The following is a 15,389-nucleotide window of genomic DNA, read 5'->3' as shown; positions in this document are numbered from 1 at the left end:
ACTCGCACCAACGAAGGGAACACCATGAGGAATCTGAACAGGATCGGCGGAGCGGCGGCCATCACCGCAGCTCTGGCGCTGACGGCCTGCGGCGGCGGTGGCGGGTCCACTGGCCCGGAAACGGCCAAGGGACAGGAGGCAGGCAGCGACCTGTCCAAGCTCATCAGCGTCAACGAGAAGCCGGCAGCCGATCTTGAACAGGGCGGCAAGGTCACCCTTCCGCTGGGCAACATCGGCCCCGACTTCAACGGGTTCTCCAACAACGGCAACAGCGCGGACAACTCCGCGCTACAAATCCCAATGAACCCGGTCGCTGTGAACAGCGGCGGCATCGGGGGCTGCTGGAAGCTCGACTTCGAGGGCAAGGCGTCCCCCAACAAGGACTTCTGCGAGACCGTGGAAAACGAAGTACAGGACGGCAAGCAGACCATCACCATCAAGGTCAACGAGAAGGCCACCTACAACGACGGCACTCCGATCGACGTCAAGGCCTTCCAGAACACCTGGAACATCCTCAAGAGCCCGGATGCGGGCTACGACATCGTCAGCTCGGGCGCCTATGAATTCGTGGAATCCGTCGAGGCAGGCAGCAGCGACAAGGAAATTATCGTCAAGACCAGCCAGCCGGTTTATCCGCTGGAGGACCTGTTCTTTGGACTGATCCACCCCGCCGTGAACAGCCCCGAGATCTTCAACGAGGGCTTCAACGGCGAGCTGCACCCGGAATGGATGGCCGGTCCGTTCAAGCTGGACCAGTACGACACCGCCGCCAAGACCGTCACGCTGGTGCCCAACGAGAAGTGGTGGGGCAACAAGCCGGTCCTGGAAAATGTGGTGTTCCGCCAGCTGGAGACCAGCGCCCAGATCGCTGCTTTCAAGAACGGCGAGATCGACGCCATGTCCGCCAACACCATCTCCCTCTACAAGCAGCTTGAGGGCACCAGCAACTCCGAGGTCCGCCGCGGCCAGCGCCTGTTTGCCGGCGGCATGAACCTTAACGCCCAGCGCATCACCGACGTCGCCGTCCGCGAGGCCATCTTCGCGGCGGTTGACCGTGAAGCCCTCCGCAAGGTGCGCTTCAACGGCCTGAACTGGGAAGAGCCCAGCTCCGGGTCCATGATGCTCCTGCCGTTCTCCGAGTACTACCAGGACAACTACCCCGTGAAGGAAACCGGACCGGAAGCCGCCAAGAAGGTGCTGACGGACGCCGGCTACACCGAGAACGCGAACGGCATCATGGAGAAGGACGGCAAGCCCGCAGCCTTCAAGATCAGCAACTTCGGTGACGATCCCACCACCCTCGCCTTCACCCAGACCCTGCAGCAGCAGCTCCAGGCCGGCGGCATGGATGTTGGAATTGACCAGCGGGCCTCGGCCGACTTCGGCAAGGTCCTGGGTTCACGCGAGTTCGACATGAGCGTTTCCGGCTACACCGTTGGCGCGGACGCCACGTCCGCCGTCAAGCAGTACTACGACTCCAAGACCAACGAGAACCAGCTGGGCGACGCCGAGCTGGACAAGAAGATCGCGGATCTGGCCTCCATCGAGGACAACGCCGAGCGTAACAAGGCGGCCATGGAAGTGGAGAAGGAGCACATGGCGAAGTACTTCTCCATGGGTGTGGTCATGAACGGCCCGCAGATCTCCTTCGTCCGCACGGGCCTGGCCAACTACGGCCCGTCCCTGTTCCAGAGCCTCTCCCAGGTTCCGGATTGGACCACCCTCGGCTGGGAAAAGAAGTAACCCCCACCTTGTAACGCTCTCTCACTCCCTGCAGGTTTTCCTGCCACGCTCTCTCACTTTCCGGTGATCCTTGCCGGAAAGTGAGAGAGCGCTTGTGTTTTTGGGGCAGGAAGTGAGAGAGCGTCCGGAGTACGGTAGCCCTATGACCGGGACTGAAGCTTCAGCACGCACCATTCGCACCGCCGTCGTGGGTTTCGGGTTGTCCGGGAGTGTGTTCCACGCGCCCCTGATAGCAGCGGACCCCCGGTACACACTCAGCATGATTGCCACGTCCAACGCCGGCAGGGAGGCTGCGGCGACCGCGCAGTACCAGGATGTGAAGACCGTGCCGGACGGCCAGGCAGTCCTTGAACACGCCAACGATGTGGACCTGGTGGTGTTGGGGACCCCGCCCGCCACCCACTACCCGCTGGCCAAGGCGGCCCTGGAAGAGGGCCTTGATGTGGTGGTGGACAAGCCTTTCGCCGTGACCAGCGGGCAGGGGCAGGAGCTCGTCACGCTGGCCCGGCAACTTGGCCGGGTGCTGACCGTATTCCAAAACCGGCGCTGGGACGGCGACTTCCTGACCCTGCGGAAGCTCCTGGCAGCTGATGCCCTGGGCAAGGTGACACGGTTTGAATCACGTTTTGAGCGGTGGTCGCCCGCCATCGCCAAGGCCTGGAAGGCCCGCGCCACCGCGGCCGATGGGGGCGGAACGCTGTTCGACCTCGGCAGCCATCTGATCGACCAGGCCCTCCAGCTCTTCGGGCCGGCCGCCGTGGTCCACGCGGAACTGAAGGCGCGCCGCTCGGACGAACGGGCGGACGACGACGTTTTCCTGGTCCTGCGGCATGAGTCCGGTGTGATCAGCCACCTCACCATGAACATGCTCTGCGCGCAGCAGGCCCCGCGGTTCCGCGTGCTGGGTTCCGTGGGCGGTTTCACCAAGAACGGGGTGGACCCACAGGAGCCGTACATTGCAGCCGGCGGCAGCCCCCTGGACGCGGAATACGGCCAGGAGGCACCCGAGTGGGCGGGCCTCCTGGGCCGCGATGGACACCTGGACGCCCTGCCCACCGAGCGCGGCGCCTACCCGGAGTTCTACCGGCTCCTGGCAGACAAAATCCTCGACGGCGGCACGGCGTCAGACCTGCCCCTCCCCGTAGACCCAACAGACGCCGTCGAGTCCTTGAAAATCATTGAACAAGCACGGGAACTGGCCGGCGGCAGGCCTTAGATCCCATCGCGGGACGGGTGAGACCTACGCCGAGACCAGTTCGTGCCAGTCCGCTACGAGGGGCAGGTTGTGGGCCTCGGACACGGAGTGGTGCGCCACGTGGCCGGCGGCAATGTTGAGGCCGGCTGCGAGGGCGGGGTCGCGGTCGAATGCTGCCCGGACGCCCAGGTTGGCGAGGGCCACCGCGTGCCGCAGGGTGACGTTGGTCAGCGCGTAGGTTGAGGTGTTGGGCACGGCGCCGGGCATGTTGGCCACGCAGTAGAAGATGGTGTTGTGCACCTTGTACGTGGGCTCCTGGTGCGTGGTGGGGTGGGTGTCCTCGAAGCAGCCGCCCTGGTCCACGGCGATGTCCACCAGGACGGAACCGGGCTTCATGCGGGCCACGAGGTCGTTGGTGACCAGCTTGGGGGCCTTGGCGCCGGGGATGAGGACGGAACCGATCACCAGGTCCGCATCCACCACGGACTTTTCGATCTCGTACTTGTTGGAGGCCACGGTCTTGAGCCGGCCCTGGTACTGGGCGTCCAGTTCACGCAGCCGGTTGATGTTGATGTCCAGGATGGTGACGTCGGCGCCCAGGCCCAGCGCCATGGCGGCGGCGTTGGTGCCGGCCACGCCGGCGCCGAGGACAACGACCTTGGCCGGCCGGACGCCGGGAACGCCGCCGAGCAGCACGCCCTTGCCGCCTGCGGGGGCCATGAGCGAGGATGCGCCCACCTGCACGGAAAGCCGGCCCGCCACCTCGGACATGGGGGCGAGCAGCGGAAGGGTGCGGCCCTCCTGGACGGTTTCATAGGCGATGGCGGTGACGCCGGAGTTGATGAGCTCGCGGGTGAGTTCGGGCTCGGCGGCCAGGTGGAGGTAGGTGAAGAGAATGAGGCCCTTGCGGAAGCGGTGGTACTCGGCCTTGACCGGCTCCTTGACCTTCATGACCATGTCCCCGCGAGCCCAGACGTCGTCCGCCTCGTTGACGATCTCGGCACCGGCGATGGCGTATTCCTCATCGGTGATGCCCGAGCCCAGCCCCGCGCCCCGCTCCACCAGCACGGTGTGGCCGTTGCTGCGGAACTCGTGGACGCCGGCGGCGGTGATGGCCACCCGGAACTCGTTGTTCTTGATTTCTTTGGGGACGCCGATGATCATCGTGGGCTCCATATCTTCGGCCTGGTCAGCCGGAAAGTGCGGAAGGATTTCGTGTATCAACGATAAATCCGGTTGTGAGCCAGCTGACATGAAGGCAAGGCGAGGGCTGAAGCGGATCCGTGCCATTCCGGGAATTCTGGCATCAGTAGCTCGACGTTTGTCGAGCCGCGGGGCGGCAGGTGTCGCCTCATGTCCGTTCGTCCACGGGACCTTCCGGGCAGTAGTGTTGGCGCATGCAGCTGCAGGGTGTGGAACAACTGGTTGAGCAGGTGGCGCAGAAGCTGGGCCGTGGCCTGTCGCTCGAGGACCTGGACGGTGTGCTGCTTGCCTACAGCTCCAACCAGTCACACGCCGACCGGGTCCGGGTGAACTTCCTGCTGAGCAAGAAAGTCCCCGCGGACGTCAGCGCCTGGCAGCTCTCGCACGGCATTGCCACGGCGGTGCGGCCCGTGGTGGTCCCCGCCAACCAGGACCTGGGCATGCTGGGCCGCGTCTGTGTTCCGCTGATGGTGCGCGGCTTCCGGGTGGGATACCTGTGGGTGCAGCAGGACTCGGCGGATGAAAGCCCGACGGCGATCCTCACCCAGTTGCCGGCCGTCAACCACGAGCTCGAGATGCTGTCGGGGCTCCTGCTGGACTCGAACACTGCGGAATCGGAGTTCCGGCGTGGGCGTGAGCGGGAGTTCCTGGCCGCCTGCGCCGGCGAACCCAATGCGGTGGCCGCCGTCGCGGGCTGGAAGGAAGTCCAGGGCCGCGGCCCCTGGCAGGTAGTGACGGTGCTCGACGCCGACGGGTGGTCCGGCGGGCCGGACCCCATCGCGTCCACCCTGATCCACCGGTCTGCCGCGCTGCAGGCGACCATTGGTGTGGACTCCGCACTGTTCAGCGCGGGGACGGAGACGCATTCGGTGGTCCTGTTCCGCGAGTTGTCCGGCAGGGCGAACCACGCGCAGGTCCTGGTGCACTACCAGCTGGAACTCGCCAAGCGCTCCGGCCGTCCGGTCCACCGCATCATCCTGGGCCTCAGTGAGGGCTTTGCCCGGCCGCGGGAGCTCGCCGCCGCGTACCGGCAATCGAAGGTGGCGGCCCAGGCCGCAGCCGTGGACCCGCAGCTGGGCGAACTCGTTGACTGCCGGGCCGCGGGGGTCTATCAGCTCCTCGCGTCCGCAGGGGGCGGGGCCAGTGCCTGGGCTGACTCGGGTTCGGTCTACTTCCGCATGCTTGAGGACCACGACCGCAACGGGGAGCTTCTGCCGGTCCTGGAACTTCTCTACGACAATGACGGCTCCGTCCAGGACGTGGCCACCAAACTCCACCTGCACCGCAGCAGCATCTACAACAGGCTGGGCCGCATCCGGCAGCTGCTTGGCGTGGATCCGCTCAAGGGGATGCCCCGCCTGGAGCTCCACGCCGCGCTGAAGATGCGCCGCTGGGCAGCCAGGCCCAGGATCTAGGCGCCCGCCCCGGGGTCCTTCCCAGCCTCGCGCAGCTCCGCCTTTTTCTGCTGCTCCAGCCAGGCCATGATGGCGGCCCGCGGAATCCGCCGGTGGGTTCCGCGGTACTCCACCGGGATCTCGCCGCGGTCCGTCATGTTCCGCAGGTAGGTGTGCGAGATGCCGGCCAGTTCCGCTGCCTTGGAGGTGGTGAGCATGTCCTCCACGCTGCTGACCGTCACCGCTTCGCTGCGGCTGAGCCGGTGCAGGAGATCGACGACGGCGTCCCTCGCCTGGGGCGGCAGCCGGTGGACGGTGCCGTCCACGAAGACGGTGATGTCGTCGCTGCCAGCCAGTGCCCGGCCCAGCTTTTCGGCATCCTCCGACGGGAGCGCGCCAGTGATCCGGGGAGCTATCAGTGCCATGCACCCAGCCTACCGGCGGCCATCCCGCACCAGGCGTATGCTCGGCTGATGGAACTTAGTGGCGGCCGGGACGTCGAGGCGGGCGGATTCAGGGGCAGGCTGTACGCCTCGGCAAAACCCGCGGGCTCCGCGCCCAGGCCCGCCTACGTCCTGCTGCACGGCATCGGAGTGTCCCACCGGTACCTGGCCCGGCTGCATCTCGAACTGGCCCGGGATGCGGACGTCTACACCTTCGACCTCCCGGGCTTCGGCAAGGCTTCGCGGCCCCCGCGCCAGCTGCAGATCGGGGACTTTGCGGCGTTCGTGGGCGCTGTCCTGGCGGAGGAAGGAGTTTCCAGCTACGTGGTGGTGGGCCACTCCATGGGGACGCAGTCCGCGGTGGAGCTCGCCCTCCAGGAGCCCGGCCGGGTGGCGGGTGCCGTGCTGATGGGACCCGTGGTGGACTCCCCCCGGAAGACAGTCACCAGGCAGGCGCTGGCACTCACGCGCGATGCCCTGTTCAGGGAGAGCCTGACCTCGAACGCCCTCGTGTTCAGCGACTACTTCAGGGCCGGCCCGCGCTGGTACCTGACCGAGCTGCCCGTGATGATGGACTACCCCATGGAGGAAAAGGTGGCCGCCCTCAGCCAGTCCGTCCTCGTCCTTCGCGGCGCCAGGGACCCCATCGCGCGCCGCCCCTGGTGCGAACACCTGGCCGCAGTCGCCCGCCAGGGCACCATGGCTGAAATCCCGGGGCAGGGCCACGTCCTGCAGCACACCGCCCCGGGCGCATCGGCCGAGGCCATCAGCGGCTGGGTCCGCGCCCTGGACGGCTTCGGCGTCACCGCCTAAGCCGGGCGCCGCCATCCCAGGCGGGCCTCGTCCCTAGAGTCCGAGTTCGTCCAGCACGGGCAGCTTCTCCCGAACCCACGCCCGCGCTTCCGTGGCACTGGGAGCGGACAGTGCCAGCTTGGCCAGCTGCTGTGCTTCCTCGAGCGTGACGGTCTTCAGGACGGCGGCCACGGCAGCGAGGGAGCGGGCCGTCATGGACAGGGTGCTGACGCCAAGGCCGGTCAGGACGACGGCGAGGGCGGGGTCGGCGGCTGCCTCCCCGCAGACGCCCACGGGTTTGTTGTTGCCTTCCGCCCGGGAGCCTTCCACTGTCAGCCCCACGAGGCGCAGGACGGCAGGCTGCCACGGGGTGTTGAGGTTGGCGAGCGGGCCGAGCTGGCGGTCCGCGGCCATGGCGTACTGGGTGAGGTCGTTAGTGCCGAGGCTGGCGAAGGCCACCTCCCGAAGGATGGCTTCCGCGGTCAGGGCGGCGGAGGGAACCTCAACCATGACACCGGGGGTCTTGATGCCCGCATCGGCGCACATCGAGGCAAAGCGTGCGGCTTCTTCCGCCGTGGAGATCATGGGCGCCATGACCCAGACGTCCGCCTCGGACTGCTTTTCCGCCAGGGCGATGGCCTCCAGCTGGCGGTCCAGGACCCCGGGGGTGGTGAAGTCGGTGCGATAGCCGCGGACGCCAAGGGCCGGATTGGGCTCGGTGGAGTCAGTCAGGAAGGGAAGCGGCTTGTCCGCGCCGGCATCGAGCGTTCGCAGGACCACTTTCTTGCCCGGGAAAGCATCAAAAACACTCTTGTAGGCTGCGGCCTGCTCTTCAACGCTGGGCTCGGTGTCCCGCTCAAGGAAGCAGAACTCGGTGCGGAACAGGCCCACGCCCTGGGCGCCCAGCTTGGCGGCCGCCTCGGCATCCTTGCCGCCGCCAACATTGGCAAGCAAAGGCACCAGGTGGCCGTCCGCCGTCGCGCCCGTTCCGCTGAACTCGGCCAGGAGGGACGCCGTGGCAGCCCATGCTTCCGCTGCTGCGCGAAGAGACTCGTCGGGTTCGGAGGTGATGCTGCCGGCGGCGCCGTCCACATAGACTTCGGTGCCGTCGGGGAGCTCGTCCACGCCCACTGCGGCCACAACGGCGGGAAGGCCCAGGGACCGGGCGATGATGGCGGTGTGGGACTGCGGACCTCCGCCGGCCGTGACCAGTGCCAGGACCTTGTTGGGGTCCAGTGTGGCGGTGTCGGCGGGGGCCAGGTCCTCGGCCACCAGGACGAACGGGGTGCTGGAGGCGGGGATGCCGGGGGCGGGCACGCCCCGCAGTTCGGCCACGATCCGGGCGCGGACGTCCAGGACGTCGGTGGCGCGTTCGGCCATGTAGCCGCCCAGGTTGTGGAGCATCTCTGACACTGAGGAGCCGGACTCCCAGATGGCGCGCTCGCCGGACATGCCGCGTGCCACAAGCTTGGCCGCGCCCTTGATGAGCATGGTGTCCTTGGCCATCAGTGCTGTGGCTTCCAGGACAGCCTTGCCGTCTCCGGTGGCGTGGGCGGCGCGGGCCTTCAGTTCATCGTGCACCGCCTGGGATGCTGCCTTCAGCGCTGCGGTTGCTTCCTCGGCGGTGGTCCCTGGTGCCAGCTGCTCCCCGGCGGGAGGTTCGCTGATGGGTTTGGGCATCTGCCGGACGGTGCCGATGACGCGGCCTGGGCTGACGCCTACTCCTGGGAAGTTCTGCACTGAAGGTCCTCATTCTCTGCCGGTTGCCAGGCCCGCCCGATATGTCCGGCGCCATGCCGGTCCGCCGGAAGACTGCTGCGTCCGGAGGCGTGAACGTGCCTGAAAAAAATTGTATGTGATTCAGTTCATATAGCAATGCTATAGGTGCTAGGGTAGCGGTTATGAGTTTGGATGGCCAGCTTCCCCCCAAAATGCGGCTGCTTCGTGCTGCCGCGGAGCTGCTGGCAAACTCCGGGGGAGCTCCCGTCTCCACCCGCCAGATCACCCAGCTGGCGGGGGTCACAGCCCCCACGCTGTACCACCACTTCGGTGACAAGGAAGGTTTGTTCGACGCCGTCGTCGCCGCAGGGTTTGAAGAGTATGTTGCGGGCGAAAGGGATTTCGCCCCCTCCGGACAGCCGCTCGAGGATATCCGGAGAATGTGGGACAACCACGTCCAGTTCGGGCTTAACCAGCCGGAGCTGTACCTGGTGATGTTCGGCAATATCCGCCCGGAAAGCCGCCCGGCAATCGTCGCAGATGCCGAGGCGCTCATGGAGGAGATGCTGAACAAGGCAGCGGTGGCGGGCCAGCTGAACGTCCAGCCCCGGGAAGCAGCCAGGTCCATCCTGGCGGCCAACGTGGGCGTGACCCTCATGCTGATTGCGGAGCCCGCCTCCGAACGGAACCTCGAACTGTCCACCATGACCCGGGACGCCATGATCTTTGCGGTGTCCGCCGAGCCCGCCAGCGGCGCGGCTCCGGGCGACGCCGGGAAGTCCTCGGTGGTGGTGGCCGCGATCGCCCTGAACGCCGCACTTCAGGCCTCGCACTCTGACCAGCTTTCAAGCTCGGAACTCAAGCTTTTCCTCGAATGGCTTCACCGCATCTCCACCAGCCCGGCGGGCTGAACCCGCACATTCCGGCAGTACGTCGTCGTAAGTATCGGACCATCCTGCGGAGCCGCAGGAATGACGGTTAGGAAATCACATGGCAACAGAGACAGTTGCAAAACCCCGCACCAGCGCACGCGTGCATGTCCAGAAGTTCGGGACGTTCCTGTCCGGCATGATCATGCCCAACATCGGCGCCTTCATTGCCTGGGGCCTCATCACCGCACTCTTCATTGAAAAGGGATGGTTCCCCGTTCCCCAGCTTGGCGGCTTTGGGGAGACGGACGGGGTGGCGAACACCGGCCTGGTGGGGCCGATGATCACCTACCTGCTGCCGCTCCTGATCGCCTACACCGGCGGCCGGATGGTCTATGACGTCCGCGGCGGCGTTGTCGGTGCCATCGGCACCATGGGCGTGATTGTGGGTGCCGGCATCCCGATGTTCATCGGTGCCATGATCATGGGCCCGCTCGGCGGCTGGACCATGAAGAAGATCGACTCGATCTGGGACGGCAAGATCCGTCCCGGCTTTGAGATGCTGGTCAACAACTTCTCCGCCGGCATCTGGGGTGCCCTGTTGGCCATGCTGGGCTTCTTCGGCATCGCCCCGGTAGTTACGGCCTTCAGTGAGGGCGCCGGCAGGGTGGTCCAGTTCCTGGTGGACAACGGACTGCTGCCCCTGACCAGCATCTTTATTGAACCGGCCAAGGTGCTCTTCCTGAATAACGCCATCAACCACGGCGTGCTCACCCCGCTGGGTGTCCAGCAGTCGCTGGAGCAGGGCAAGTCCATTCTGTTCCTGCTTGAAGCCAACCCCGGTCCGGGCCTGGGCATCCTGCTCGCCTACATGTTCTTCGGCCGTGGCGCCGCAAAGGCTTCCGCCCCGGGTGCAGCCATCATCCACTTCCTGGGCGGCATCCACGAGATCTACTTCCCCTACGTTTTGATGCGCCCGCTGCTCATCCTCGCTGCCATCGCCGGCGGAATGACTGGCATCGCCACCCTGGCCATCACCGGCTCGGGCCTGGTGGCGCCGGCCGCCCCCGGCTCCATTTTCGCCGTGCTCGCCCAGACCTCCCGGGATAGCTACATCGGCGTGATCCTCGCCGTCCTGCTGGCGACGGCCGCCTCCTTCCTGGTGGCCTCCGTCATCATGAAGACCACCAAGCACAGCGATGAGGTGGACCTCAACGATGCCACCTCACGGATGGAGCAGATGAAGGGCAAGAAGAGCTCCGTGGCCTCCACCCTGACGGGCGCCGGGGCAGGTGCTGCCGCGGGCGGCGGTGTTGGTGTCCTGGCGGGCCCGGTGCGCAACATCGTGTTTGCGTGCGACGCCGGCATGGGCTCCAGTGCCATGGGTGCCTCGGTGCTGCGCAACAAGATCAAGGCGGCCGGCTTCCCGGACGTCAAGGTCACCAACGCGGCCATCGCCAACCTTCGCGACGACTACGACGTCGTGATCACCCACCAGGACCTGACGGAACGGGCCAAGCCCGCCACGTCCAGTGCCGTCCACTACTCCGTTGACAACTTCATGAGCAGCCCGCGCTACGACGAAATCGTGGAGCTGGTCAAGGAGAGCAACAGCGAGGGTGCTGTGACAGCGGAAGGTCCGGACGCCGGTGCCGGATCGCCCGGCGGAGCATCCGCTTCCGGCCCCGCAACTGCCGCTGCAGCAGGGGCAGGGGCAGGGGCTGCCGCCGCCAGCCACGGCGCCCACGCGGCCGACGCCCCCGTGGACGCGGCTCCCGCCGCCGGAACCGCCGGTGCGCCGGAGATCCTGGCCCGTGAGAGCGTGGTGCTGGACGGTTCAGCCACAACCCGCGACGCCGCAATCGACGAAGCCGGCAGGCTGCTGCTGGCCCGCGGCGCCGTGGATGAGGGATATATTGCCGCCATGCACGAGCGCGAGGAATCAGTGTCCACCTACATGGGCAGCTTCCTGGCCATCCCCCACGGCACCAACGCCGCCAAGGACCACATCCGGAAGTCCGCGGTGTCCGTGATCCGCTACCCGCAGGGCATCGACTGGAACGGCAAGCAGGTCAAGTTCGTGGTGGGGGTGGCAGGAGTCAATAACGAGCACCTGCACATCCTGTCCTCCATCGCGAAGGTCTTCACCAGCAAGGAGCAGGTTGCCCGGCTGGAGGCGGCCACCTCGGTGGATGAAGTCCTGGAACTCTTCGGAAAGGTCAACGCATAGTGAAGGCTGTTCATTTCGGGGCCGGGAACATCGGCCGTGGCTTTGTGGGCCTGCTCCTGCATGACGCCGGCTACGAGGTGGTGTTCGCCGACGTGGCGGAGGAACTCATCGCCCAGCTGGCAGCGGCGGACAGCTACTCCGTGCACGAGGTGGGGGAGAACCCCGCAGTGCGGACGGTCAACAACTTCCGGGCGCTGAACTCCACCACGCAGGAAGCGGAACTGATCGGGGAGATAGCGACGGCGGACATCGTCACCACCGCCGTGGGCCCCCACATCCTGAAGTTCGTGGCCCCTGCCATTGCCAAGGGCATCGCGGCGAGGGATGCGGGCCTGGCTCCGCTGCAGGTCATGGCCTGCGAGAACGCCATCAATGCCACGGACATCCTCGCCAAGGAGGTGGCCTCCCAGCCGGGGGCTGCCGCCGGCGCGCTGGACGGGAAGGCTGTATTTGCCAACACCGCCGTGGACCGGATCGTTCCCAACCAGGAAGCGGGACAGGGCCTGGACGTCACCGTGGAGACGTTCTACGAGTGGGTCATCGACCGCACGGCCTTTGCAGGGGCGGCGCCGGCCATTCCGGGTGCCACGTTCGTGGACGATCTCTCGCCGTACATCGAGCGGAAGCTGTTCACGGTGAACACCGGCCACGCCTCGGCGGCCTACTTCGGGTTCGAGGCGGGCCTGGAGAAGATCCCCGAGGCCATGGCCGACCAGGACGTGGCCGAGGACGTGCGGGCGGTGCTGGAGGAGACCAAGCAGCTGCTGGTCTCGAAGCACGGCTTCAGCAACGACGAGCAGGAGGCCTATGTCCAGAAGATCCTGGTACGGTTCTCCAACCCGTACCTGCCTGACACGGTGAACCGGGTGGGCCGCGCGCCGCTGCGGAAGCTGAGCCGGCACGAACGGTTCATCGGTCCGGCCGCCGAGTTGGCGGAGCGGGGCATTGTGCCGGAGGCGCTCCTGGGCGCCATTGCCGCGGCCCTGCGCTTCACCGATCCGGCCGACGCCGAGGCAACGGAGCTGGCAGGCATCCTGGCCTCTTCCAGCCCGGCGGACGCCACGGCCCGCATCACCGGGCTGGAGCCCGACCATCCGCTGTTCAACGCGGTGGCAACCCTGGTGGAGGAGCGGCAGGCGGAGGCGGCCAAGGCCCCGGCCTAAACCCTCTCGCACTTGCTGCAGCCTTTTCAGGAACCCTCTCGCAGATCCTGCAGCTTTTCCCCAACCCTCCAACAACGCACGACGCCGGCACTCACCCAGTGCCGGCGTCGTGCTACTTCGCCTGGCCAGGCGCTGCGGCCCCGGTGAGCACCCGGCCCACGTACCGCATCACCAGGGATCCGGCTATCAGGGCCGCGGAGAACGGCAGGAAGAACAGGGTGACGAGCTGGAAGACCACGCTGAGGAGCGCCCCCACTGCCTGCGAGTAGGACGGCCCCAACTGCAGCGACTGGAGGATCTGGGGAGCGAGGATGACAGCCATCGCGCCGGCTGCACCAATGATGATTCCTGCCCGCAGGGTTGTTTTCGGCAGGGCTGACAAAGTTTTCTGATCCATGACGGACTCCCCCAATAAGGTAATTCACTCCAACGCTGGTTCCCCAGCCAAACATGGGGCGCGGCTGAGGGCAAGGATGCTGGAGAGGCCGTGGAATGCTGGTTCAGTGACAACGAAACGTGATTCTTCGGATACCTTTTTGATGACGGCCGACGTCGGCAGCGGGACTTTCCGTCTCCGCCACGCCTTGCGCGGAGACCTGCCTGCCATCGTCCAGCTCCTTGCGGACGATTCCATGGGCGCCGCGCGCGAAAGCGACGGGGATATGGAACCGTATGAGCGGGCCTTCGAAGCGATCGACGCCGACCCCCGCCACCTGCTCGTCGTGGGGGAATTGTTGCGTCCGGGGTCAGCTGACACTCCCGTGGTGAGCACCTTCCAGATCAGCTTCCTGCCCGGCATGTCGCGGCGGGGCGCCTGGCGCTCGCAGATCGAGGGCGTGCGAGTGGCGGCCGGCGTCCGGGGCCAGGGGCTCGGAAACCTCATGGTGCAGTGGGCCATCGACGAGTCCCGGCGCCGCGGGTGCTCACTGATGCAGCTGACTACCCACAAATCACGGACGGCGGCGCAGCGTTTTTACGGGCGCCTTGGCTTCACGGCTGACCACGAAGGTATGAAGCTTCCGCTCTGATCGCTGCACCCACAAACGGGCACCGCACCCGGGAGTTCCGGGGTGCAATGCCCGTTGAAGGGTGCAGAACGAAAGCGGGCGCTATGCCTTCTTCGAACCCTTGGCCACGAACAGCGTTTCGGCCTGCTCCAGGGACATCCCGTTGGTCTCCGGCACCTTGAACATCACGAAGAAGAAGGACGCGGCGGCAAACAGGGCGTACATGGCGTAAGTGAGCGGCAGCGAGCCGGCCGCCATTACCGGGAAGCTGAGCGTGATCACAAAGTTGGCCACCCACTGGGCTGCCGCGGCCAGGCCCAGGGCCCGGGCACGGATCCGGGACGGGAAGATCTCACCCAGCAGGACCCACACCAGCGGACCCCACGATGCGCCGAAGCTGACCACAAAGACGTTGGCCGCCACCAGCGCCACCGGACCCCAGGCACCGGGAAGGGAAATCTCCTCGCCGGACCCAACGGCGGTGGAGAAGGCCACAGCCATGGCACCCAGGGACACGGCCATGCCCACGGAGCCGGCCAGCAGGATGGGCCGGCGCCCGATGCGGTCCACCAGGGCGATCGCCACGAGCGTGACCAGGATGTTGGTGACGGACGTGGCCACGGAGATGGTGAGCGAGTCCTTCTCCTGGAAGCCCACGGCCTTCCAGAGGGTGGTGGAGTAGTAGAAGATCACGTTGATGCCCACGAACTGCTGCAGGACGGACAGGATAATGCCCACCCACACCACTGCCTGCAGGCCGAACGTCTTGCCGCGCACCGAGCCCTTTTGGCCGGCCAGCTTGTCCTCCTCGATGGCATCCTGGATCTCGCGGATGTGGCGGTCGGTTTCTCCGGCGGGGACGATGGCATCGAAGACCCTGCGGGCTTCGTCTTGCTTGCCCTGGAACACCAGGAAGCGCGGCGATTCGGGAAGGGTAAAGGCGATCCAGCCGTACACCACCGCGGGCAGGGCCGCGGCCAGGAACATCCAGCGCCACGCCTCGATCCCCAGCCAGTAGGCCTGGTCGGCGCCGCCGGCGCTGGTTGCCAGGAGCGCGTCGGACAGCAGCGCGGCAAAGATGCCCGTGGTGATGGCCAGCTGCTGCAGCGAGGCCAGCCGGCCGCGGACGTGCCGCGGCGAAATCTCGGAGATGTAGGCGGGGGCGATGACCGAGGCGAGGCCGATTCCCAGACCGCCCACCAGGCGCCAGAAGACCAGGTCCCAGACGCCGAAGGCGAACCCCGTGCCCAGGGCGCTGACCAGGAAGAGCAGCGCGCCCAGCTTCATGGCAGGGATGCGCCCGTAGTGGTCCGCCACCTTGCCGGCGAGATAGGCGCCGGCAGCGCAGCCAAGCAGCGCAACGGCCACCGCGAAGCCGGTCACGGCCTCTGACAGCGCAAACTCGTCCTTCATGGCATCCACGGCGCCGTTGACCACCGACGAGTCAAAGCCAAACAGGAATCCGCCCACCGCGCCCGCAAGCGCCAGCCAGATCACCCGCTGCGGTATTTGGGCGGTTGTCTGCTCCTGTGCAGTGGGCATGGGTCTCCCTAGGTCTGGGTTTTGGTGGATGCGGTGCGGACGTCGTCGGCTGCGGAACCGGCCCTGGGCCGGCGCACACGCGTTACACA

At 66.6% G+C, this 15,389-nt stretch carries 13 protein-coding genes; 8 read left to right on the top strand and 5 right to left on the bottom strand.

From position 1 onward, the window contains the following. Positions 1-24 precede the first annotated feature (24 nt). Positions 25-1,743: an ABC transporter family substrate-binding protein gene (locus tag AC4BCK_RS20175; RefSeq protein ID WP_490566399.1), complete on the top strand. Its 1,719-nt coding sequence runs from the start codon at positions 25-27 to the stop codon at positions 1,741-1,743. 142 nt (positions 1,744-1,885) lie between these two features. Next, on the top strand, positions 1,886-2,959 hold the full coding sequence (locus AC4BCK_RS20170; RefSeq protein ID WP_363958717.1) for a Gfo/Idh/MocA family protein: 1,074 nt from the start codon (positions 1,886-1,888) through the stop codon (positions 2,957-2,959). A gap of 24 nt (positions 2,960-2,983) precedes the next feature. Here the strand turns inward: AC4BCK_RS20170 and ald are convergent, their stop codons facing one another. Then, positions 2,984-4,102, bottom strand: coding sequence for an alanine dehydrogenase (gene ald / locus AC4BCK_RS20165; RefSeq protein WP_400511568.1), 1,119 nt, complete (start codon positions 4,100-4,102; stop codon positions 2,984-2,986). Between the two features lie 233 nt (positions 4,103-4,335). Between ald and AC4BCK_RS20160 the strand changes: the two genes are divergently transcribed. After that, positions 4,336-5,556 carry a PucR family transcriptional regulator gene (locus AC4BCK_RS20160; RefSeq protein ID WP_174177648.1) on the top strand — a complete coding sequence of 407 codons (1,221 nt, stop codon included), beginning with the start codon at positions 4,336-4,338 and terminating at the stop codon, positions 5,554-5,556. Here the strand turns inward: AC4BCK_RS20160 and AC4BCK_RS20155 are convergent. After that, a complete protein-coding gene (locus AC4BCK_RS20155) occupies positions 5,553-5,960 on the bottom strand; it encodes a helix-turn-helix domain-containing protein (RefSeq protein ID WP_174177646.1) in 408 nt (135 codons plus the stop codon). The genes AC4BCK_RS20160 and AC4BCK_RS20155 overlap by 4 nt on opposite strands. Positions 5,961-6,008: 48 nt before the next feature. Here AC4BCK_RS20155 and AC4BCK_RS20150 point away from each other — a divergent pair, with 48 nt between their 5' ends. Next, positions 6,009-6,791 (top strand): alpha/beta fold hydrolase, encoded by a 783-nt coding sequence (locus tag AC4BCK_RS20150; RefSeq protein ID WP_363937362.1) that lies wholly within the window; start codon positions 6,009-6,011, stop codon positions 6,789-6,791. A 33-nt stretch (positions 6,792-6,824) separates the two neighbouring features. On the opposite strand, the gene ptsP is transcribed toward AC4BCK_RS20150, so the two are convergent. Beyond that, positions 6,825-8,510 (bottom strand): phosphoenolpyruvate--protein phosphotransferase, encoded by a 1,686-nt coding sequence (gene ptsP / locus AC4BCK_RS20145; RefSeq protein WP_174177642.1) that lies wholly within the window; start codon positions 8,508-8,510, stop codon positions 6,825-6,827. A 161-nt stretch (positions 8,511-8,671) separates the two neighbouring features. Between ptsP and AC4BCK_RS20140 the strand changes: the two genes are divergently transcribed. The 3 genes from AC4BCK_RS20140 (at position 8,672) to AC4BCK_RS20130 (ending at position 12,751) form a co-directional block, all read left to right on the top strand. Further along, entirely contained in the window at positions 8,672-9,400 is a 729-nt protein-coding gene (locus AC4BCK_RS20140; protein ID WP_174177640.1) for a TetR/AcrR family transcriptional regulator, read from the top strand. 79 nt (positions 9,401-9,479) lie between these two features. Continuing rightward, positions 9,480-11,588 carry a PTS mannitol transporter subunit IICBA gene (locus AC4BCK_RS20135; RefSeq protein WP_400511574.1) on the top strand — a complete coding sequence of 703 codons (2,109 nt, stop codon included), beginning with the start codon at positions 9,480-9,482 and terminating at the stop codon, positions 11,586-11,588. Further along, positions 11,588-12,751: a mannitol-1-phosphate 5-dehydrogenase gene (locus AC4BCK_RS20130; RefSeq protein WP_490566398.1), complete on the top strand. Its 1,164-nt coding sequence runs from the start codon at positions 11,588-11,590 to the stop codon at positions 12,749-12,751. The genes AC4BCK_RS20135 and AC4BCK_RS20130 overlap by 1 nt, the downstream gene beginning before the upstream one ends. Positions 12,752-12,863: 112 nt before the next feature. On the opposite strand, the gene AC4BCK_RS20125 is transcribed toward AC4BCK_RS20130, so the two are convergent. Next, positions 12,864-13,148: a hypothetical protein gene (locus tag AC4BCK_RS20125; protein WP_251425058.1), complete on the bottom strand. Its 285-nt coding sequence runs from the start codon at positions 13,146-13,148 to the stop codon at positions 12,864-12,866. Between the two features lie 142 nt (positions 13,149-13,290). Here AC4BCK_RS20125 and AC4BCK_RS20120 point away from each other — a divergent pair, with 142 nt between their 5' ends. Continuing rightward, positions 13,291-13,779 (top strand): GNAT family N-acetyltransferase, encoded by a 489-nt coding sequence (locus tag AC4BCK_RS20120; protein ID WP_436054625.1) that lies wholly within the window; start codon positions 13,291-13,293, stop codon positions 13,777-13,779. An 81-nt stretch (positions 13,780-13,860) separates the two neighbouring features. Here the strand turns inward: AC4BCK_RS20120 and AC4BCK_RS20115 are convergent, their stop codons facing one another. Then, a complete protein-coding gene (locus AC4BCK_RS20115; protein WP_363937351.1) occupies positions 13,861-15,300 on the bottom strand; it encodes a sugar porter family MFS transporter in 1,440 nt (479 codons plus the stop codon). Positions 15,301-15,389 lie beyond the last annotated feature (89 nt).

The sequence above is a fragment of the Pseudarthrobacter sp. As-47 genome, from assembly GCF_058215595.1.
The sequence above is the reverse complement of the archived record's forward strand: the minus strand, read 5'-3'. Positions and strand labels throughout refer to the sequence as shown.